Origin of the sequence: Polaribacter sp. (assembly GCF_051251875.1) — a bacterium.
GTDB lineage: Bacteria > Bacteroidota > Bacteroidia > Flavobacteriales > Flavobacteriaceae > Polaribacter.
This window is the reverse complement of sequence record NZ_JBPOGL010000005.1, coordinates 94,995-118,220: the sequence shown is the minus strand read 5'-3', so window position 1 is coordinate 118,220 and position 23,226 is coordinate 94,995. Positions and strand designations below refer to the sequence as shown.

Below are 23,226 nucleotides of genomic sequence, written 5' to 3'. Positions count from 1 at the left end.
TTATAATTTAATATTTCTTAATCTTAATGAGTTTACAATTACAGAAACTGAGCTAAAACTCATCGCTGCAGCAGCAATCATTGGAGATAATAAAATTCCGAAAAATGGAAATAAAAAACCTGCTGCTACTGGAACACCCAGAATGTTGTAAATGAAAGCAAAAAACAGATTTTGTTTGATGTTTTTCATTACACCTTTTCCGAGGTTTATTGCCTTTACAATACCTAGTAAATCACCTTTTACTAAGGTTACTTCACTACTTTCTATAGCTACATCTGTACCTGTACCCATAGCAATACCAATATTAGCTTGTGCCAAAGCAGGAGCGTCATTAATACCATCACCAGCCATTGCAACTATTTTTCCTTGAGATTGTAATTCTTTAATGACATTTAATTTATCTTCGGGTAAACATTCTGCTTGAAAACTAGCCAGGTTTAATTGGTCTGCAACATATTTTGCAGTACGCTTATTATCGCCAGTTAACATAATTACTTCTATACCTTGTTTTTGTAATTCGCTTATTGCTTGTTTACTAGTACCTTTAATTGCATCTGTTATGGTAACATAACCTACTACAATTTGATTAATAGCTATGTAAGAAACTGTTTTACCTTGTTCTTGTTCTGTAATAATTTTAGCATCAAATTCAGAAGTGATTTTTGCTTTTACAAGCTCCATTAATTTTTTATTACCAAGAGCAATTTTTTTGTTTCTAACTGTACCAATAACACCTTTACCCATTACAGCTTCAAAATCTTTTGATTCTAGTAGTTTTATACTTTTTGCTTTTGCAAAATTCATAATAGCTTCAGCCAAAGGATGCTCACTGTATTGGTTTAAGGAAGCAATACTTTGTAGTATGTTTTCATCAAATTCTCCAGCAGTATTTACTACTTTTTCTACTGATGGTTTCCCTTCAGTTATTGTTCCTGTTTTATCAGTAATTAGCACATCTACTTTATTTAAGTTTTCTAAAGCTTCAGCATTTTTGATTAAGACACCATTTTGTGCACCTTTACCAACACCAACCATTACTGACATTGGTGTTGCCAAACCTAAAGCACAAGGACACGCAATAATTAATACTGCAATAGAATTTACAAAAGCAAAAACCATTGCTGGTTCTGGTCCAAAATAACGCCAAATGATAAAAGTAATAGAGGCAACAAGAATAACTACTGGCACAAAATATTTAGATATTTTATCTGCTAATTTTTGGATAGGAGCTCTTGAACGACTTGCATTGTTTACCATATGAATAATTTGAGATAGTAAAGTTTCTGAACCTACTTTTTCTGCAATCATCACAAAAGATTTTGTACCGTTAATTGTACCAGAACTTACAGCGTCATCTATTTTTTTATCCACAGGAATAGGTTCTCCAGTTATCATAGATTCATCTATACTACTATGACCCTCAGTTATTTTACCATCTACAGGAATTTTATCACCTGGTTTAACACGAAGTAAATCTCCTTTTTTAATACTATGAATTGAAATAATTTCGTCACCTGATTCTGTAACTAAAGTTGCTTCTGTTGGTGCTAATTTTAATAATTCTTTAATTGCACCACTTGTTTGACTATGTGCTTTGGCTTCTAATAATTGTCCTAATAAAACTAATGTAAGAATTACTGTTGTCGCTTCAAAATAGACGAATACTGTACCACTTTCCGTTTTAAATTGTTCTGGAAAAACATCAGGAAAAAACATAGCGACTAAACTAAATAACCAAGCAACTCCTGTGCCTATACCAATTAGCGTAAACATATTTAGATTCCAAGTTTTTATACTTTTATAGGCCCTTTCGAAAAACATCCAACAAGTATAAAATACCACTGGAAGGGATAAAATTAACTGAATCCAATTCCAAGTAAATTGAGAAAACATTTTTGTTGATGGGTTTCCTGGAATTAAATCTGCCATTGCAATTATGAAAATAGGGACTGTAAATAGTACAGAAATTTTCATTTTTGTAAGCAATTTTTGATACGTTTTATCTTCTTCGTTTTCTGAAGGTTCTATTGCGACTAAATCCATTCCGCAAATAGGACAACTTCCTGGTTCATCCTTTATAATTTCAGGATGCATCGGACACGTATATTCAGTTGTTACTTGTAGTTTAGGTTGTTCTACTAAATCCATTCCACAAACAGGACAACCAACTTGAGAACTATACGTTTTATCATCTTCACAATGCATTGGACAATAAAAAACACCATTACCTTCTTCTATAACTTTTACTTCTTTATGCTTTTTATGACCAGGCATTTCAATTGTATAATGTAACCCAGCATTCAATAAAGTTTCTTGTAATTTTTCTATAGAAATATGTGAAGACATTTCTATAGCTACTGTTTTTTCTTTTAAAAATGCTTCAACTTTTGTAACCTCCTTTAGATTACTTAAAGCATTTTCTACATTGGTTTTACAACCATTGCAAGTCATTCCTTGTATATTATATGTGTGTTTCATCTTTTATTTTTTAAAGACTATCAAGTATTTTATTCATAAAATCAGTAATATTCTTTTTCTCTTTCTTAGTTAATTTTGCATCACTATGAATAAAAGTGTAAGAGGACAAAGGCATTTTGTTATCTCTTATTTGACTCATAATTGATTTTAATTTACTTTTCTTTCTTCTATTTGAATATTCAGCCCATTTACTAAAATCTAATTCTTTTTTCCCTTCTTGTATGTGGCTTTCCACAAACCAAGCTGCAGGTTGAACTTTATTGTACCAAGGATAATTAGTGTTATTACTGTGACAGTCATAGCAGGACTTTTTTAATATTCTACTAATACTTTTGGGCGTTTTGTTTACCAACAAAAAATCAGTTTTTAGAATATATTCACTTTGATTGAGCTTTGTGGGAATAAATTGTATTCCCACTGAAGCAACCAAAAAAAGCAATGCTATGATTTTAACAGTTTTCATTTAATTTATTTGCTTTTTTACACTACCACATTTTAACATTCTTGCACCATAATATGGATTCTTGATGTCCTTAATTTCACTCAACCAAAAACCACCTTTGTTGTTATTAGCCATTGGACAAAAGTCTTTGTAAAGTGTTTTTTCTGTACCTAGCAATGCTACCAAATCAATAATATCTGTGCTTAAAGCAAGAAAATGTTCTCTTTGATGCTTTAGATCACTTTTTATAATATGCTCTGCGTGTTCTTTAGCACTTTCCATAATTTCCATATATTCTTTGTGAGTTTCAGCTGATAATTTTGTCATTTCAAAAACTGAAAATGCTTTTACTAAAGCAGTTCCTCCTTTTGCAGCGTTCTTATTATTATCAGTTGCTAAACCATTTTTAATTTCAATATAAGCTCCTATAATTAATGTTGTTGCGGTATTCTTTTGATTATTTACTTCAATTGCTCTTACATCTTTTTTGGATGATTTATTATGATGCATCTTGCTATGGTCGTGCTGTGCATTAATAACATTAGTTACACTCATTACTAATGCAATTAGTACTGTTGATAAAATCCTTGTATTTATTTTTAAGTTTTTCATTTTTATTGTTTTAAATAATTAATAATTGTTGATTGTATGTAATACTTTCTAATTGACTCTACTTGATTTAACTGAAACTTTAATTGTAATTCTTGAATGTCTAAAACATCATTGAAATCTATTGCACCAGTTTCGTAATTTTTAATTAAAATGTCCTGAGCATTTTTAGCTTGCATCAAGTTTTTAGCTTGCGTTTTATAACTAATACGAGCCGAAATTCTATCATTTACAGCTTTGTCTAAACGCATTATAAGTTTATTAAGACGATCTTGTTTCTGAGCTAAAATTTCTTGTTGTAGTAATTGGTTTTGTTTGGTTTTAGATTTGTATTTGCTGTTGAATATTGGAATTGATATGGATAGCATTGGCATTATGATATCTTTACCATTTTCACTAAAATCTAAACTTGGACGCTTTTCTACATTTATATAATCTAACCCAAAACCAATCATAGGACTGCTTTCTTTTTGGTTTAATAATTCAGACTGTTCTACTGAATAATAAAGCTTATCGAATTTTAATAACTCAGGATGTAATTTTAAAACCTTTGAATTATCATCAAAAGATTCTGATGGAATTGACAACTCATTAACAACAGTAACTTTTACAGATTTATCACGATTTAAGAGTTTATTAAAAACAGTCTGTTCCGCAATAAATTGTTGGAACAAAACTTCTAATAATTGTTGCAATTCATTTTGACGCATTTGTAATCTTAAAACATCTACTAAAGAAGCATTCCCAACTTCAACAGATGTTAAGGCTAAAGTTTCATAGGTTTTTAACAATTCAATATTTTCAATCAATACTTTTTGTTTTGCTTTATTTGCAAACAAATTGTAATACGATTGTGATACAGATGTCATTAATTTACGTTTTGAAATTACAATATCTTCATACTTTGCTTTGGCTAATGAACCCACATAATTCTCACGAGCAGCAATCGTATTAAACCAAGGGATCATTTGTTTTGCAGATACCTTAAAGCGTTGAGCTCCTGTTCTTGTTTCTGGTTCACTCACAAAATAACCTACACCAAATTCAGTATTCGGAATTGTATTCACTTCATTTATTTTTTCAGAAGCAATTTTATACCTTAATTCGAATTTTTGAATCTCTGGATTATTTGTTAATGCAACTTCAATAAGGTTCTCTAACTGTTGTGCTTTCGCAAAAGCGGAAACAAACAATAAACAAATTAAAATTTTTATATGTTTCATTATGCTGTTTTTTTAAGTTGAATTTCAGCTTTCCAGCTGTATAGTACTGGAACAATAAATAAGGTGATTAGTGCAATTAACATTCCTCCAAAACTAGGGATAGCCATAGGAATCATAATATCACTACCACGACCTGTTGAGGTTAAAACAGGTAATAATGCTAAGATTGTTGTCGCTGTAGTCATCAAACAAGGTCTGATTCTTTTTTCTCCGGCTTCTACAATAGATGCTCTAATTTCCTTTTTGTTTTTAGGTGTGTCTCTTTCAAAAATTTGAGTTAGGTATGTTGCCATTACAACACCATCATCAGTTGCAATACCAAACAACGCTATAAAACCGACCCATACCGCTACACTTAGATTAATAGGATGCATTTGGAATAATTCTCGAAGATTTTCTCCGAATAAGTTGATGTTTAAAAACCAATCTTGACCATATAACCAGATCATTATAAATCCACCTGAAAATGCAACTGCAATACCTGTAAAGACCATTAAAGATGTTCCTACTGAACGAAATTGAAAGTATAAAATTAGAAATATAATTGCCAATGCTAGCGGCACAACAACAGACAGTGTTTCTTCTGCTCTTAATTGATTTTCATACGTTCCTGTGAATTTGTAGTTAATTCCTTTTGGTACAATTAGCTCACCATTATCTATCTTTTCTTGAATGAGAGCTTGGGCATTTTCTACTACGTTTACTTCAGCAAAACCATCTAACTTGTCAAATAATACATAACCAACTAAAAAAGTATCTTCACTTTTAATTACTTGTGGACCTTGTTCATATCTAATGTTTGCTAATTCACTTAATGGGACAGAACTTCCTTTTGCAACGGGTATGTAAATTTGCTTTAAATCTTCTGGATTACCACGTAATTCTCTTGGGTATCGAACACGGATACCATATCGTTCTCTACCTTCAACAGTTTGGGTTAAGACCATACCACCAACAGTTATTTTAAGAACATTTTGGACTTCTTCGATAGTAATTCCATAACGTGCAATTTTCTCTCTATCTATATCAATTAATAAATAGGGTTTACCAACAATACGATCTGCAAAAACAGCTTCTTGTTTCACACCTTCTGCTTGCTTTAAAATATCTTCCAATTGAATACCAAAATTTTCAATTTGTTTTAAATCTTGCCCTTTTACTTTTATTCCCATTGGTGCACGCATACCAGTTTGTAACATTACCAAACGTGTTTCAATAGGTTGTAATTTTGGAGCAGAAGTAACACCAGGAAGTTTTGTTACTCTAACAATTTCTTTCCAAATATCATCAGGTGATTCAATTTTTGGACGCCAGTTTCTATAAAATTCACCATCATTATCTTCAATTAATTGAGAATTTTTAATACTACTGAAAGTAGTATTCTCAGAATTGTTAGGGTTTGCTACGAATTGACCATTTTTTAAAGCAAACAAACCTTCATCATTTACTTTATATCTCTGTCTCTTTCCATTTTCATTCAATGCGTATTCTGACTTGTATTGAATAACATTTTCATACATTGATAATGGAGCAGGGTCTAAAGCAGATTCTGTTCTACCTGATTTACCAACAACTGTTTTTATTTCTGGAAGAGTTGCAACAGCCATATCTAATTGTTGCAATACTCTTTTGTTCTCTTCAACACCAGAATGAGGCATTGAAGTTGGCATTAATAAAAACGAACCTTCATTTAAGGATGGCATAAATTCTTTACCAGTATTTTTCATAATGAAAACACCTGCAATTACAATAGCAGTAGGAACAGATAAGAATAATAATTTATGATCTAAACACCACTTTAAAATACGAGTATAAAACTTTATGAATAATGAGAAAACACCTAATAAACCAAAACAAATAATACTTACAAAAATCAGGTTCCAAAAGATACTTTTATCAACTCCTAATGGTCTCCAATATTCTGCTAATAGAATTACAATTGCTGAAACAGAAATAATAATATTAACAAGGTTTGCTTTCTTTTTATTTATTTTTTCTTGAAGTTTTAAGACTCCAGTAATTCCAAAACCTATTAAGATAATTCCTAACCAATAGCCATATAACATAGCTATAAAACCGACAATTATTAAGATGCTATTTACTACATAACTAAAACTCTTTTTTACGGTTTTCTTTCTGAATAAAAACGCTGCGAAAGGTGGAATTAAAAATAAGGCAACAATTATAGAAGCTGTTAAAGCAAATGTTTTTGTAAATGCTAATGGTCGGAAAAGTTTTCCTTCTGCACCAATCATTGTAAATACAGGTATGAAACTGATAATCGTTGTCATTACTGCTGTAATAATTGCACCAGAAACTTCTGCGGTTGCATTATAAACCACTGTATTTATTGGTAGTTTTCCATCATCTTCATCTAGGTGACGAATAATGTTTTCTGAAAGTATGACGCCAACATCAACCATCGTTCCAATAGCAATTGCAATACCAGAAAGTGCTACAATATTTGCATCTACATTAAATATTTTCATCGCAATAAATACCATTAACACAGCAACAGGAAGCAGGCCAGATATTAAAATAGAAGCTCTTAAATTAAAAACCATAATCATAATAACTAGGATTGTTATCATAATTTCTAATGTTAAAGCTTCGTTTAGCGTTCCTAAGGTTTCTTGGATTAGTTCTGTTCTATCATAAAATGGAACAATAGTTACTTGTGATGTTCTACCATCTGCTAAAACTTTAGAAGGTAAACCTGAACTTAATTCGTTAATTTTTTCTTTAACGTTATTAATAACTTCCATAGGATTTGCACCATATCTCGCTACTACAACAGCACCTACAACTTCTGCACCTTCTTTATCTAATAAACCTCTACGAGTTGCAGGGCCTAAAGACACTTTACCAATATCTTTAATTTTTATAGAAGTAAATTTTTCTGAAGTTACTACTGCATCTTCTATATCTGAAATCGATTTTACATACCCTAAACCACGCACTAAATATTCAGCTTGATTGATTTCTAAAGTTTGAGCACCTATATCCTTATTACTTTGTTTTACAGCTTTTACCACTTGACTTAAAGTGATATTATACTGTCTCATTAATTCTGGATTGACATCAACTTGATATTCCTTTACATATCCACCAATAGAAGCTACTTCAGAAACCCCGCTTGCAGAGGATAAAGCATACTTTACATAGTAATCTTGAATACTACGTAATTCTTGTAAATCCCAACCACCAGTAACATTTCCTTTTTCATCTCGACCTTCTAAAGTGTACCAAAATATTTGACCTAAACCAGTTGCATCAGGCCCTAAAGCAGGATTAACACCTTCAGGTAATAACCCACTTGGTAATGAATTTAGTTTTTCTAGAATTCGACTTCTACTCCAATAAAACTCAATATCTTCTTCAAAAATGATGTAGATACTAGAGAAGCCAAACATAGAAGAACTACGAATGGTTTTTACTCCAGGAATTCCTAGTAAAGAAGTTGTTAAGGGATAGGTAATTTGGTCTTCAATATCTTGAGGAGAACGACCATCCCATTTGGTGAATACTATTTGTTGATTTTCGCCAATATCAGGAATTGCATCAACAGCAACAGGATCACTTGGTAAAAATCCTGTGTCCCAATTAAAAGGCGCATTTACAGTTCCCCATCCTATAAATAGGAAAAGTAATAGAACTGCTACTAGTTTATTTTCTATTAAAAATTTTATACTTTTATTTATCATTTTTTTGATAATTAAACAATTAGACTATGGTGTTCGAAAAAAACACCGAATACAGCAAATTATCCTTATAACTATGCAGTTATAGGACAAAACGGTCTATTGTTTAAAAATCAAATTAAATAACTCTCGTCAATCTTGTAGATCTGATTTGTGACGATGGGTGGTGCGTATTCTTCAAAAGAAGACACCTTTTTATCTAAACCTTCAAATAGGTTTATATAAGAATAAATGAATGAAGCAATAAATACCTTTTGCTCAAAAGAAATTTTATCTACTGAAGATTGTAGTTCATCTTGAGCATTTTTTACAATTTGTTGATCACTGCAGCAGTCTATGTTTAAACTTGAGCAATCAGACAAAGAAGATGTGTTTTGAACTTCCATACCACAAGAAGTGGCTTTTTCAAAAATAGCTGTATCCACAAGGGTATCACCACAAAAATGTTTTGTGATAGCAAACGAAGTTGTAGAAAATAACACTACAAACGACATTAAAACAGCTAATATTTTATGTGATAACTTTGACATTCTAAAAACAAAGGTACGAAATAGTAATAAAAAAGATTAAAATTAATGTTGAAAAATTTTTTATTAATTTAGTGAATAGGATTATATATAAATTAATTAGTTGCTCTTTTAGTAGAAAAACCTTCATTACGTTTTCTAAATTTATCTTTTAGAACTTCCATATCCTCACTAACTTTTCTATCAATTATTTTAGCATAATGCTGTGTTGTTTTCAAAGATTTATGCCCAAGCATTTTACTAACAGATTCTATTGGAACACCATTAGTAAGTGTTATAGTGGTTGCAAAAGTATGACGTGCTAAATGGAAAGTTAAGTTTTTATTTATTTCGCATATATCAGCAATTTCTTTTAAGTAAGCATTCATTTTTTGATTACTTAAAATTGGTAATAACTTATTTGAATTTAAAACATCAGAATCCCCTTCATATTTTTTTAAAATTATTTCTGCAGAAGGCAATAATGGTATATTACTTTTGGTTTTAGTCTTTTTTCTGGTTGTTTTTATCCAACGACCACCATCAATACCAATCACAATATTATCTTTATTCAAAGCTTTTACATCTGCATAAGCTAAACCAGTAAAGCAGCTAAACACAAAAATATCTTTCACTAAATTTAAACGATGTATAGAGAATTCTTTTTCAATTAATCTTTGAATTTCTTCTTCATCCAAAAATTCTCTTTCTACTGTCTTTAAAATGCCTTTCCAATTAAAAAACGGGTCTTTAACTATCCAATCATTAGCGTAAGCAATTCTAACAATTTTCTTAAAATTAGTAATGTATTTTATTGTTGTATTGTGTGCACATTTTTTTTCTGTTTTCAAATAATATTCAAATCCTGTAATAAATTTATTGTCAATCTCGGTTACTGGTATATCTTCAATTTTATATTCGTGATTGATATAATTTTTTAAATGTTTTTTTGCTGTTTTATATCTTTCTGAAGTACCTAAAGCATAATCTTTACCAACTAACTTTTCCATTTGAATATTATGATTTTCAAAAATTTCTAAAGTCATTTTTCGAACCTCATTTTTACCCTGGTAAATATTTCTAATATTAATAGCAGTAATTAATTTATTTTCTTCTACTAATCTTTGGTGTATTTTATAAATTCGATTAGCAATACTATCAATATATTTATTAAGTTGTTGAGCCTCTCCAGAAGAACCTTTCATTTTGCCAGCAGAGGAACTCCACTTTTGAACATCAACCTTTCTTGAAATACTTAATTCGGCTCTTTTACCATTTACAGTAATCCTTAAATAAATATTTGCTTTTCCATTTTTGTCTGCTTTACTACGTTTGATGTAGAAAATGAATGAGAATAAATGTTGCATAGGTGTCAGTTAACTATTATAGCATAAATATACGAAAATTAAATTAAAAAAACTCATAACTAATTAAATATCAGTATATTTAGTTTGATTCGGTGTCAGTTATAAATTTAAAAAATAGACCCCTAATTAGCATCTTACACAACAATTTTTGATGATTTTGATTGGTATGCTTTAAATAGAAAAAACCCTACAAACATAGCGTTTGTAGGGTTTTGACTCTAATTAGTACTCTTTTAGCAGAGAGGAAGGGATTCGAACCCTCGATACGTTGCCGTATACACACTTTCCAGGCGTGCGCCTTCGACCACTCGGCCACCTCTCTAAATACTGAACAACTTTCAGTAATGTATAACATTACCACTCACACATTTTATAGCGTAATTTAGCAACCTTATTATCTTACAAATACAATGCTATCAACCCTTCCGGAGTATCTACATGTATTGTATTATTCTCTCTATCTACTTTTTTAATGAACTCATCAACCATAGGAATAAAAATTTCTTTTCCATCCCTATCAATTTCAAAAAGTGGCTGTGCAGCTTTATCGTTTATATGTACAATAGTTCCCACTTCACCAAAATTTGCATCAACAACGGTAAAACCAATTACTTCATGAAAATAAAATTTATCTCCAGTTAATTTTGGCAACATAGTAGAAGGTAAATAAATGCCACATTTTAAAATAGCATCTGCTTCTTCTTCAGAATAAACATCTTCAAACTGAACACGTAATTGATTTCCTTTGTGAAGCGAACTTTTTTCAATAAAAAATGGAACCAGGTTTGTGCCAAACTCGACATAAACTGATTCCATTTCTGTGTACAACTCAGGTTCGTCAGTATCTAATTTGATAACAACTTCACCCTTAAAACTATATTTTGTAACGATTTTGCCTAAATAAAAACAATCTTCTTTACGCATTTTCGTATAAATTTATAATTTATTCTGATGCTTTTTCTTGTGCTTCATCAATAGTTTCAGGAGCCGCTTCAACTTCTTCAACTACTTCTGCAACCTCTTCAACAACTGGTTTAGCTGCTTCAATTCTTGCTTCGTTTACTGCTTTTTCTGCTGCAAATGCTGCTGCTTTTGCTTCAGATTGTGCTTTAGACAAACCTGCTTCTTTATCAGAAACTTTAGTTGCTTTTTCTTCTATCCAAGCTGCAAATTTTGCATCTGCTTGTTCTTGAGTTAAAGCCCCTTTTCTTACTCCACCAACTAAATGATTTTTCAACATAGCTCCTTTATAAGATAAAATTGCTTTTGCAGTATCAGTTGGTTGCGCACCGTTTTGTAACCAAGTTACGGCAACATCAACATCTAAATCAATAATTGCTGGGTTTGAGTTAGGATCATAAGTACCTATTTTTTCTAAGTATTTACCATCTCTTTTTGCACGTGCATCAGCGGCAACTATCCAATAGAATGGTTTCCCTTTTTTACCGTGTCTTTGTAATCTAATCTTTACAGACATAATTTGTTAATTTTTTAAGGTTCTCGACCTTGATTATTAATAATCCTACCATCTCGTGATAAGTGGGCGCAAAAGTACAAAAACCTTTTTAACTAAAACTCTAATTTTTAATATTTTTTTGGGCGTTACCACAAGGGTCGGGCTTTCGCTACTCGCTTCCCACAAAAAATGTGGGAGAGCTCAAACAAACCGCTCTATCCCTAACGCAAATGCAGTATTAAGTATTAAGTATTAAGTATTAAGTATTAAGTATTAAGTATGCAAAATTAAAAATTCTACCTAAACAAACCATAAAACATTAAAACTTTGAACCTTGAAACTTTGAAACTTTGAACTTGAACCTTTGAAACTTTGAACTTTGAACCTTTGAACCTTGAATTTTAAACAATAAACCTAAAACCGTTAATAACTTATCCTCATAAATTCCAACAAAAAAATGTAAATTTACAGTCCGTTTAAAACGAACATCCTCATTACAAAAAAAGCCATTTATGTACTTAATATTTGATACTGAAACCACCGGTTTACCTAAAAGTTGGAATGCTCCAATTACAGACACAGACAACTGGCCAAGGTGTATACAAATTGCATGGCAATTGCATGATGAGATGGGTAATGTATTAGAACACAATAATTTTCTAATTCAACCAGACAATTTTAACATTCCGTATGATGCAGAAAGAATTCACGGAATATCTACAGAATTAGCCGCAGAACAAGGAATTTCTTTAGACGAATGTTTAAGGAAATTTAATGAAGTTTTAGATAAAACAACCTTTATTGTTGGTCAGAATTTACAATTCGACCTTAATATTATGGGCTGTGAATTCCATAGATTAGGCGTAGAAAACAAAATGCTTTCCCTACCTGTTTTAGATACCTGTACAGAAAAAACGGCTACAATGTGTCAGATTCCTGGTGGTCGTGGTGGTAAATTTAAATTACCAACCTTAACAGAATTACACCATCATTTATTTGGTGTTGGTTTTGGTGAAGCACACAATGCAACCGCCGATGTTGAAGCAACTACACGTTGTTTTTTAGAGTTGATTCGTTTAAGAGAATTTACCAAAGAACAATTAGATGTTGATGCAGATTATTTTAAAAATTTCTCTGAAGCAAATCCAAAACCAATTCAAGTAATTGGTTTAAAACACATCAATCTAAAACAAGAAAGCGAAAAAATTCGCAAGCGTTTAGAAAAATTAAAAGGTACTGCAGAAACCAAATCTACCTCAGAAGGTTTAGCCGAATTAAAAGATGTACAATTTTCGCATTTACACAATCATACACAATATTCTGTTTTACAAAGTACCATGCAACTTGGTAACATTGTAAAAGCTGCAGCAAAAGATAATATGCCCGCAGTTGCCATGACAGATACTGCAAATATGATGGGAGCTTTCCATTTTGTAAATGCCGTATTAAATCATAATAAAGACGCAGAAACTCCTATGAAACCAATTATTGGTTGTGAGTTTAACATCTGTGAAGATCATAAAAATAAATCGCAAAAAGACAACGGTTATCAAGTTGTGTTATTGGCAAAAAATAAAAACGGGTATCATAATTTAGCTAAAATGTCTTCTACTGCCTTTGTAGATGGTTTTTATTATGTACCAAGAATTGATAGAGCGCTTGTAGAAAAATACAAAGAAGATATTATTGTTTTAACAGGAAACTTATATGGAGAAGTTCCTAGTAAAATTTTAAATCTTGGAGAAAAACAAGCCGAAGATGCTTTAATTTGGTGGAAAGAACAATTTAAAGACGATTTATATATTGAGTTGATGCGTCACAACCAACAAGACGAAAAAATTGTAAATGAAACTTTATTAAAATTTTCTAAAAAGCACAATGTTAAAATTATTGCCACAAATAACACCTTTTATTTAGAAAAGAAAGATGCCAATGCTCATGATATTTTATTATGTGTAAAAGATGGCGAAAAGCAAGCAACTCCTATTGGTAAAGGTCGTGGTTATAGATATGGTTTGCCAAATGACGAGTATTATTTCAAGTCTACCGAAGAAATGAAAATGCTCTTTGCAGACCTACCAGAAGCCATTAGCAACATACAAGAAATTGTAGATAAAATTGAAATTTTTACCCTTGCAAGAGATGTGCTTTTGCCCGCGTTTAATATTGGTGATGAATTTAAAGATCCGGAAGATGAAAAAGATAACGGTAAACGTGGAGAGAATAATTTTCTAAAACACTTAACTTTTGAAGGTGCCAAAAAACGTTATGGAGAAATTACAGAATCTATTAAAGAACGTTTAGATTTTGAGCTTTCTGTAATTGAAAAAACAGGATACCCTGGGTATTTCTTAATTGTAGAAGATTTTATTAGAGCAGCAAGAAAAATGGATGTTGCTGTGGGTCCTGGACGTGGTTCTGCCGCAGGTTCTGTAGTTGCCTATTGTCTTTGGATTACAAATATAGACCCAATTAAATACGATTTACTTTTTGAGCGTTTCTTAAATCCAGAACGTATTTCTATGCCAGATATTGATATTGATTTTGATGATGAAGGTCGTGGACGTGTCATGGATTATGTAATTGATAAATATGGTGCAAATCAAGTAGCACAAATTATTACCTACGGAACCATGGCGGCAAAATCTTCTATTAGAGATACCGCCAGAGTTTTAGATTTACCGCTTTTTGAAGCCGATAGAATTGCAAAATTAATTCCCGGTATCAAACTAAAAAATATATTTGGTACGGACGCAAAAAGTATCGGAAAAGTTGCTGCTTTGCGTGCCGAAGAAAAACAATTAGTAGAAGAACTAAAACAAATGTCTTACGGAAATGATTTGGTTTCCGAAACAATAAACAAAGCCACCATTTTAGAAGGTTCTGTAAGAAATACTGGTATACACGCCTGTGGTGTCATTATTACACCTGGTGATATTACCAATTATGTACCCGTTTCCTTAGCAAAGGATTCCGACATGTATGTTACCCAATTTGATAACTCTGTGGTAGAAACGGCAGGTTTATTAAAAATGGATTTCTTGGGATTAAAAACACTGACTTTAATTAAAGACACCGTTAAAATTGTAAAAGCAAGACATGGCATCACATTAGACCCAGAAAATTTTTCTTTAGAGGATGAAAAAACCTATGAGTTATTCCAAAGAGGAGAAACCGTGGGTGTTTTTCAATATGAATCTCCCGGAATGCAAAAACACATGCGCTCTTTAAAACCAACGGTTTTTGCAGATTTAATTGCCATGAATGCCTTGTACAGACCTGGGCCAATGGAATATATTCCGTCTTTTATCAACAGAAAACACGGAACCGAAGATATTGAGTATGATTTACCTGCCATGGAAGAATATTTGGCAGAAACATACGGAATTACAGTATACCAAGAGCAAGTAATGCTTTTATCGCAAAAATTAGCCGATTTTACAAAAGGTGAAGCCGATGTTTTACGTAAAGCAATGGGTAAAAAACAAATTGCGGTACTCGATAAAATGAAACCAAAATTTGTAGAACAAGCTGCAGCAAAAGGTCATGATCCAGAAAAATTAGAAAAAATTTGGAAAGATTGGGAAGCCTTTGCTAGTTATGCCTTTAACAAATCTCACTCTACTTGTTATGCGTGGATAGCTTATCAAACAGCCTATTTAAAAGCGCATTATCCGGCAGAATATATGGCATCTGTTCTTTCTAATAATATGAATGATATTAAATCTGTTTCTTTCTTTATGGAAGAATGTAAACGAATGGGCTTACCAGTTTTTGGTCCAGATTTAAATGAATCTTTTTTAAAGTTTTCTGTAAATAAAGAAGGTGCTGTGCGTTTTGGAATGGCTGCAGTAAAAGGTGTTGGAGCCGGAGCTGTAAGAGCTATTATAAAAGAACGTAAAGAAAACGGAAATTATTCTTCAATTTTTGATTTGGCAAAACGTGTAGATTTACGTGCTGCTAATAAAAAATCTTTTGATAGTTTAATTAAAGCCGGAGCTTTTGATTCTTTTACAGACACACATAGAGCTCAGTATTTTGCAACAGATGAAAAAGGATTAACCTTTTTAGAACGTGCCATGAAATTTGGAAGTAAATATCAGGAAAACGAAAATTCTGCGCAAGTTTCTATGTTTGGTGAAGCTTCTTCAGTACAGTTTCCAGAACCAGATATTCCGCAATGTGAAACTTGGGGAACCATGGAACTTTTATCGCAAGAAAAAGAAGTAATTGGTATTTATATTTCTGCACATCCGCTTGATGATTTTAAAAACGAAATGATTTTTTGCAATGCTGCATTAAAACATTTTAAAGGAGACATCTCTAAATATGTAGGTATGAATTTAACCTTTGCTGGTATTGTAACAGATGTACAACACAGAGTTTCTAAGGCAGGTAAAGGTTGGGCTATGTTTACCATGGAAGATTATGGAGATAGTAACGAATTTAGAATTTTTGGTGAAGATTATTTAAGAATGAAACACTTTTTATCTTTAAATTCTTTCTTGTATGTACGTGCTACCATACAACCAGGTTGGACCAACAAAGAAGGTGTTACCGGTGAACCTCGTTTAAAATTTACAGATTTTAAATTGTTACATGATATTATGGATGAACTCTGTAAAAAAGTAACCATAAAAATTCCTTTGGAAGAAGTAAATGAAAAAAATATTCTAAATTTAGAAAGTATTCTTAAAAACAATCCAGGAAAACAATCTTTACATTTTACCATTTGGGATGCCAAAGAAAAAATTGAAGTAAACCTGCCAAGTAGAAACACAAAAATTAATATTACGAATGAATTATTGGCCGTTTTAGAAAGTCAGCATATAAATTTTAAGTTGAATTAAGACTAGTTTAAAGAAGAAACTAAAAAACATACACGCTAAAAAAAGAGGATTGCTTACTTTTGCTGATGATTTAAAAAAGTAAATGAAACAAGATAAAAATGGACTTTGGGTAAGTTGGAACGAAAATCTTACACACAATTACAAGTCTCTTTATAAAATCACTTCTGAAAAAGAATTACAAGAAGTTGTAAAAAATTCAGACCAAATTCGTGTATTCGGAAGCAAACAGTCTTCTGCTGATATTGCTTCTGGTGCTGCCACTTTAATTGATATTACTACCTACAATAAAATTATATCTTTTAATGATTCTGAACGCACAATTACGGTGCAAGCCGGTGTAATTTTAGGAGATTTGTTAGAAGCAATTGAAGCTAAAGGTTGGTGTATACCATGTTTACCAGACATTAATACGGTTACCATTGGTGGCGCTTTGGCTACCGGAACTCATGGTACAAGTGGACAACTTTTATGCGAATACATGACCAAATGCACCCTTGTTTTAGCCGATGGTTCTGTGAAAGAAATTTCTGAAAAAGATACACTTATAAATGCTGTAAGAGTTTCTTTAGGTGTTTTAGGAGTATTTTCTGAAATCACGTTTCAATGCCAACCTATTTACACCTTACATGTAAAAGAAGGCCCGGAAAAAGATAAAGAATGGCTTCCAAAAATTGAAGAACGATTAAAAAAACATGATTTTCTACGAATTTTATGGCTTCCTCATACCAATAAAGGATACATCATTACAGGTGATAAAATTGATCCAAACACAAAAATTACAGAAGATTTAGGACCTAAATATCTAAAACATCGCAGAAAAACTTCTAAAATATTATATAAATACACACATATTTTTCCTTGGATTACCGCAATAGCAAACAAACTTTTATACCGTGGTTTTTTTAGTTCAACAAAAGAACACAAAGGTTCTTTATACCAAGCTACCGTAACTAAATCTAGAGGTTCTACTTTAGAATTAGCAGAATGGACTATTGGTTTAGACATATTTCCCACTGTTTTTGAAGAATTAAAAACAGAAATTAACAAGTGGTCTAATAAATCTTTTATTCATATTCCTATGGATGTACGTTTTGTGTACAAAGACACATCTTGGCTAAGCTATGCCTACGGAAAAGATACGGTAACTATGGGATGCGTTTCTAGAAATGCAGCCACTGCAAATACGTACGAAGCCTTTAAAAGTATTGAGAAAATTTTTCTAAAACATGGAGGGAAACCTCACTGGGGAAAACGCTTTACTGCCAAAAATACTGAACTCTCAAAAATTTATGACAAATGGGAAGATTTTAAATTACTAAGACGAGAATTAGATCCAACCAACAAATTTCTAAATCCATATTTAACAGAACTAATCAACGAAAAAAAGCACAATTAATGGCATTACCCAAAGGATTTTTATTTGATTTTGACGGCGTTGTAGTAGATAGTTTTGACAGCCATTATTCTGCTTGGACATCTGCATTTAGAGAATTATTTAATGAAAAAATAGCTCCTTTTCCTAAAAGTTATGCAGGAAAATCTCCAATGATAATAGCCGAATACTTTTGTGGTGTTATTGGCAAGGAAGCACAAACTAAAGAATTATTTTTTTTAAAAGATGAACATATAAAAACGCGTTTTAAAGTTCCTAAATTATTACCTGGCGTAAGAGAATTTACAAGTCTTTTATCCAAAGAAAACATCCCTTACGGCATTGCAAGTAACGCAACAAAACAGTTTTTAAAGAATAGTATTTATCATTTAAACCTAAATTTTCCTACGGTATTTGGCGTAGAAGATTATATAAAACCAAAACCTGCACCAGAAGCTTATATTTTATTGGCAGAAACCTTAGGTTTTATAGAGGATGATTTTAAAGATATCTGGATTTTTGAAGACAGCTTAACCGGAACCAAAGCTGCAAAATCTGCAGGAATGATTCCTATTGGAATTACAACTCAATATTCTGAAGAAGAACTAAAAAAAGCCGGAAGTTTTTTACTATTTCCTACCTTGCTAGAAGCCTATCAACATTTAACAGCTAAGTAGTATTTTATAATGAAAAGTACTATTACGCAGTTTGTTGATGATCAAATGTGCTTATTAGATCCTGTTTATGCCACCACTTTAACTATTTTTATTTCTTTATATGTGCTATATTTGCACTTCCTTTAAAAAACATAAAAGTGAAGCATTTTTACTATTTACTAGTTCTCTTAATTTTTTTCATTTCTTGCAATAAAAAAAAGGAAGTAATTTCTAAAGATTATGCTATTTTTTCTGGGGTAATTACCAATAGCACACAAGACCATTTTAAGCTTTATGGAAAGCATATTAATAAAAGGATTGCCATTAATAAAGACGGTAGTTTTCTTGATACTTTAAAAATAAAAGTAATCACAACAAATGCTTATAAAATTAACAACAATCAACTTACTATTTACATTAAAAACGGCTATCGATTAACATTACAAGCAGATGCAAATAATTTACATAATACCGCTATTTATACAGGAATTGGCGCAGAAGAAAACAACTATTTATTAGCACAAAACAGGTACGGCGCACAGGCCGGAAATGTAGGTGAAAATGGGCTTTTTTCCTTATCCGAAGAAAAATTTAATCTAAAGATGAATGAATATAAAGCAGGATTAGATAGTATAAATTTAGTGCATAATAACATAGACAAAGACCTATTAGAACTCACCAAAAAACAAAACGTTAAAGCGTTACAACTAGTAAAAAATTTATACAACACATCTAAAGACAAGCTTAACGCACAACAAGATGCTTTACAAAAATTAGTACGAGGTACAGTATCTCCGAGATTTACTAATTATGAAAGTTTAGACGGTAAATTATACAATTTAACAGATTTTAAAGGTAGTTATGTTTTTATAGATATTTGGGGAACTTGGATAAAAAAATATACAGATAAAGCAACCGAAATCAATAATTTCAAGAAAAAAAACGCAGATAAAAATATTCAATTTCTAACTTTGTGCGCAGATAATGTGGCAAGTGCTGGTACACTTTCTTTTGCGAAACAAAAATGGAAAACGGCTGTAGAAAAGTATCAGTTACAAGGCCTTCATCTTTTTATTGGAGATGATAAAGAGTTTCTAAAAAATTATAAAGTATTATTTTTACCCAGATATATATTAATAGATCCTAAAGGAAATATTATTTCTGCAAATGCGCCAGCACCTAACACCTTTGAATTAAATAATTTATTCTCTATACTAAATTTATAATAATGAAAAAAATAAGTCTCTTTTTAGTAACCATAATTGCTCTTTTATCATGCAAAAATGAGCACCCAGCTAATTACACTACTTTATCTGGTAAACTAGAAAATAACACAGATTCTATAATTACAATTTCTAGCAGAGGTAAGGTTCTAAAAACAATTAAAATTAATAAAGACGGTACTTTTAAAGATACCCTAAAAATTAACAATGCTGCTGTTTATACGTTTCAAACAAGCAAAGAAAAAATAGCGCCAATTTACTTAAATAATGGTTTCAATTTAGTACTAAATGGCGATTTAACTGATTTTAAAACCCAAGTTTCATTTAAAGGTGAAGGTTCTGAAAATAGTAAATATCTTTTATCGCAAATAGCATTAAGTGAAGAAATAGGAAATCCTGCTTTAATTTTAGCTTTAGAAGAAGAAGAATTTAATAAAAAAATAGGCTATTTAGAAAACAGTTTCGACAGTATTCTTACTTCTTATAAAAACTTAGACAGCTCTTTGGAACAAACTGCAAAAACACAAAATGAAAAAGTAATTGCTTATTTTAAGAAAAGTTATGAAGCTAACCTTTCTGTAAAAAAAGGAAAAGCATCTCCTAAATTTGAAAATTATGTTGATGTAAAAGGAGGTACAAAATCTTTAGATTCTTTTAAAGGAAAGTATCTATATATTGATGTTTGGGCAACTTGGTGTGGTCCTTGCATTCAACAAATTCCTTATCTACAAGAATTAGAAAAACAATACCATGCTAAAAATATTGAATTTGTTAGTATTTCTACTGATGAAAGTAGAAGAAGCGGTGGTAGTTGGGAGGCTGCAGAAAAAAAATGGAGAGATTTTGTAAAAGCAAAACAAATGACCGGAGTACAACTTTGGTCTGGACAAGACATTTCTTTTCAAAGAGATTACCAAATAAATGGTATTCCTAGATTTATTCTTATAGACCCAAATGGAAATATTGTTGACGCAAATGCGCCAAGACCTTCGGACCCAAGGTTAAAAGAATTATTTACTTCTCTAGGAATTTAAAAGATTTCTTATAAAAATTACTGATTATACTTTCTAATCAAAAAAAAAACACCAATATTTTGGTGTGTTTTTTTTTTGCAATAGAATTAACTAATGAAATTTACTTTGGTAAATAATTATAAAAACTTGTATTTCATCTGATGATTTTAAACCAAAATTGTATAAAAACAATCTTCGAAATTATTCTTAAAAAGTAAAGTATCCTTGCATATTTTTTAGAAAAAGAACAAAAAAAATCTAAACAACTTAATTTCAGTTGTTTATGTTTTGTGAAAATTTGATTTAAAACACAAATTATGTATCTTTAATTGCTGAATAAAAAGAACGACTTCTTACCCCCTACTTTCAGCTTCAAATTAGAAACCACTTGAACTAACTAAATATACATATTAATAACGTTGAAATCTAAAACTACTACTATGAAAACAGCTGTTCTACTCAATTACCTAAAAACAAACTATTCTCTAATTATTTTAACTTTTCTAATCTTTCTACAAACAAATCCCATAAATAGTCAAAATCTAGATAATGACTATTATTATAGGTTAACCACCCGTTGGCAGGGAGATTCTAAGTCTTTAGATATTCTTAATGACAGTAAAAAAAACAAACCTATTTTGGCAAAAACAGGTGCCTATACTGGTCAATATTGGAAAATAACTCCTGTTGGTGGCGGTTATTATCGTTTATCAAACCAATGGCAAGGAGAATATAAATCTTTAGACATTGTTAATGACGGAAAAAACAACAAACCTATCCTAGTAAATACTGGAAATTATACCGGCCAATTCTGGAAAATAACATCCGTAGGTGGTGGTTATTATCGCTTAACAAATAAATGGCAAGGTGCTACTAAATCTTTAGATATTATTAATGACAGTAAAAAAAACACGCCTATTTTAGCCAAAACAGGTTCCTATACTGGGCAATATTGGAAATTTACCAAATTACATAAAGTAGTGGAAGACCCTGGTATAAGTATGGTTTTTGCTTCAGATCCTCAATGGGCTTGGACTGCTAAAACCGATGCAGGAACAACTGAAACAGAAGCAGAAAAAGAGAAAGAAGCCACTACTTTAAATGAAAACCATGTAAAAAGTATGAATTCATTAATTTCATCTCTTAAAAATGTAAAAGGTGTTATCATAAACGGAGATTTAACTGCTTATGGTCATTCTAAAGAATTTGAACCTTTTAAAAAAATATATGCAAAACTTAAAGCCCCCATGTATCTTGGATTGGGAAATCATGATTATGGTAATAATGTTGATAATACTTATGAAAATAATTCAGCCAACAGAATGGTAAATTATATGGTAGAACACATTAAGAGCAATGGTGCTACTAATTCTGATTATAAAGTTTCTAGTGCTTACCAATTCCCAAATGTAGAAACCACAACCACAGGAAGCCTTTCTTATTCGTGGGACATTGGAAATATTCATTTTGTTCAATTACAAAATTATCCTATATATACACGTTCTTGGAGTAATTATGTTAGTATTGGTGCTGCTAAACGTAGAACCGTTAAAATTACTTCTTCTTTAAATTGGCTAGCTACAGACCTTGCAAAAGCACGAAACAGTGGTAAAATAATTGTGTTAAATTTCCATGATTCAGATGAACATTGGGGAGATTATTATGATAACACAAAACTAAATAGTTTATCCAATGAATTCAAAGGACTTCTTTCCACCTACAAAGTGGCTGCAGTTTTTGTTGGGCATTATCATTCTTCGTTGGGCAAACGGACGCCACCAAGACGCCCTAGCACTTATGGCACAACTCCTGTTTTCTATTGTGGTTCTGCTTCTCAAAGTAAATATTTATTAGTTAATTTTAAAGGTAATAAAATGAGTGTTGAAAAAGTATCTAGTGCATCTGGTGGTGCTACAAGAACTAACAAAACTGAGTACACTGTATTTAACAGCAAAGAAAGTGTAGCAATACCAAAACAAGATGGCTGGGTAACTTTTTTTAACCAAGCGGGTTATGTGGCAAAGTATTCTTTGTCCTATACCCTAAACGGATCTACAAAATCTTTTTCTACAGGCAATATTGCCTTGGGGAATAAAAAGCGTTTTACAATACCCGGAAAAGCCACCAATATTAAAATAAAAGGTGAAGGAAAAACAGGACTTTTATGGGAAATGTGGCGCACTACTTTTAGCAAAACCTATAACAGTCCGCCAAATAAATGCTTTAAATCTTATGGTACCACTTTAAATCAGAAATATAATAATAACTGCGATTAATAGTAATTCATATTCTTACATTTATAAAATTAGAGATTAATCTCGTAATAAAAT

General features: G+C 31.3%; 15 protein-coding genes and 1 tRNA gene. 6 read left to right on the top strand and 10 right to left on the bottom strand.

Features of this window, described 5'->3' with window-relative positions; translation table 11 throughout:
- The 10 genes from ACSHW5_RS04145 to ACSHW5_RS04100 form a co-directional block, all read right to left on the bottom strand.
- The gene (locus ACSHW5_RS04145; protein ID WP_435674844.1) at positions 1-2,478 is read right to left on the bottom strand and encodes a heavy metal translocating P-type ATPase; all 2,478 of its coding nucleotides are present in this window, start codon (positions 2,476-2,478) and stop codon (positions 1-3) included.
- A gap of 10 nt (positions 2,479-2,488) precedes the next feature.
- Positions 2,489-2,941: a heme-binding domain-containing protein gene (locus tag ACSHW5_RS04140; RefSeq protein WP_435674843.1), complete on the bottom strand. Its 453-nt coding sequence runs from the start codon at positions 2,939-2,941 to the stop codon at positions 2,489-2,491.
- Complete coding sequence (locus ACSHW5_RS04135; protein WP_435674842.1) at positions 2,942-3,532, bottom strand: DUF3347 domain-containing protein; 591 nt, start codon at positions 3,530-3,532, stop codon at positions 2,942-2,944.
- Between the two features lie 2 nt (positions 3,533-3,534).
- The gene (locus ACSHW5_RS04130) at positions 3,535-4,752 is read right to left on the bottom strand and encodes a TolC family protein (protein WP_435674841.1); all 1,218 of its coding nucleotides are present in this window, start codon (positions 4,750-4,752) and stop codon (positions 3,535-3,537) included.
- Positions 4,752-8,456, bottom strand: a complete 3,705-nt coding sequence (locus tag ACSHW5_RS04125; RefSeq protein ID WP_435674840.1) for an efflux RND transporter permease subunit — start codon at positions 8,454-8,456, stop codon at positions 4,752-4,754. The genes ACSHW5_RS04130 and ACSHW5_RS04125 overlap by 1 nt, the downstream gene beginning before the upstream one ends.
- Positions 8,457-8,566: 110 nt before the next feature.
- Positions 8,567-8,983: an HYC_CC_PP family protein gene (locus ACSHW5_RS04120; protein WP_435674839.1), complete on the bottom strand. Its 417-nt coding sequence runs from the start codon at positions 8,981-8,983 to the stop codon at positions 8,567-8,569.
- Positions 8,984-9,075: 92 nt separating this feature from the next.
- On the bottom strand, positions 9,076-10,326 hold the full coding sequence (locus tag ACSHW5_RS04115) for a site-specific integrase (protein WP_435674838.1): 1,251 nt from the start codon (positions 10,324-10,326) through the stop codon (positions 9,076-9,078).
- A 237-nt stretch (positions 10,327-10,563) separates the two neighbouring features.
- A tRNA-Ser gene (locus tag ACSHW5_RS04110) sits at positions 10,564-10,648 on the bottom strand.
- A 77-nt stretch (positions 10,649-10,725) separates the two neighbouring features.
- Complete coding sequence (gene rimM / locus ACSHW5_RS04105; protein ID WP_435674837.1) at positions 10,726-11,250, bottom strand: ribosome maturation factor RimM; 525 nt, start codon at positions 11,248-11,250, stop codon at positions 10,726-10,728.
- 19 nt (positions 11,251-11,269) lie between these two features.
- Positions 11,270-11,803, bottom strand: coding sequence for a 30S ribosomal protein S16 (locus tag ACSHW5_RS04100; protein WP_435674836.1), 534 nt, complete (start codon positions 11,801-11,803; stop codon positions 11,270-11,272).
- 491 nt (positions 11,804-12,294) lie between these two features.
- Here ACSHW5_RS04100 and dnaE point away from each other — a divergent pair, with 491 nt between their 5' ends.
- From dnaE to ACSHW5_RS04070, 6 genes are all read left to right on the top strand, one after another.
- Complete coding sequence (gene dnaE / locus ACSHW5_RS04095; RefSeq protein WP_435674835.1) at positions 12,295-16,632, top strand: DNA polymerase III subunit alpha; 4,338 nt, start codon at positions 12,295-12,297, stop codon at positions 16,630-16,632.
- Between the two features lie 82 nt (positions 16,633-16,714).
- Positions 16,715-18,028, top strand: coding sequence for a D-arabinono-1,4-lactone oxidase (locus ACSHW5_RS04090; protein WP_435674834.1), 1,314 nt, complete (start codon positions 16,715-16,717; stop codon positions 18,026-18,028).
- Positions 18,028-18,681, top strand: coding sequence for an HAD family hydrolase (locus tag ACSHW5_RS04085; RefSeq protein WP_435674833.1), 654 nt, complete (start codon positions 18,028-18,030; stop codon positions 18,679-18,681). The genes ACSHW5_RS04090 and ACSHW5_RS04085 overlap by 1 nt, the downstream gene beginning before the upstream one ends.
- A gap of 137 nt (positions 18,682-18,818) precedes the next feature.
- Entirely contained in the window at positions 18,819-19,886 is a 1,068-nt protein-coding gene (locus ACSHW5_RS04080) for a peroxiredoxin family protein (RefSeq protein ID WP_435674832.1), read from the top strand.
- A gap of 2 nt (positions 19,887-19,888) precedes the next feature.
- Positions 19,889-20,917, top strand: coding sequence for a TlpA family protein disulfide reductase (locus ACSHW5_RS04075; RefSeq protein WP_435674831.1), 1,029 nt, complete (start codon positions 19,889-19,891; stop codon positions 20,915-20,917).
- Positions 20,918-21,336: 419 nt separating this feature from the next.
- Positions 21,337-23,172, top strand: coding sequence for an RICIN domain-containing protein (locus ACSHW5_RS04070; protein ID WP_435674830.1), 1,836 nt, complete (start codon positions 21,337-21,339; stop codon positions 23,170-23,172).
- Positions 23,173-23,226: the final 54 nt, after the last annotated feature.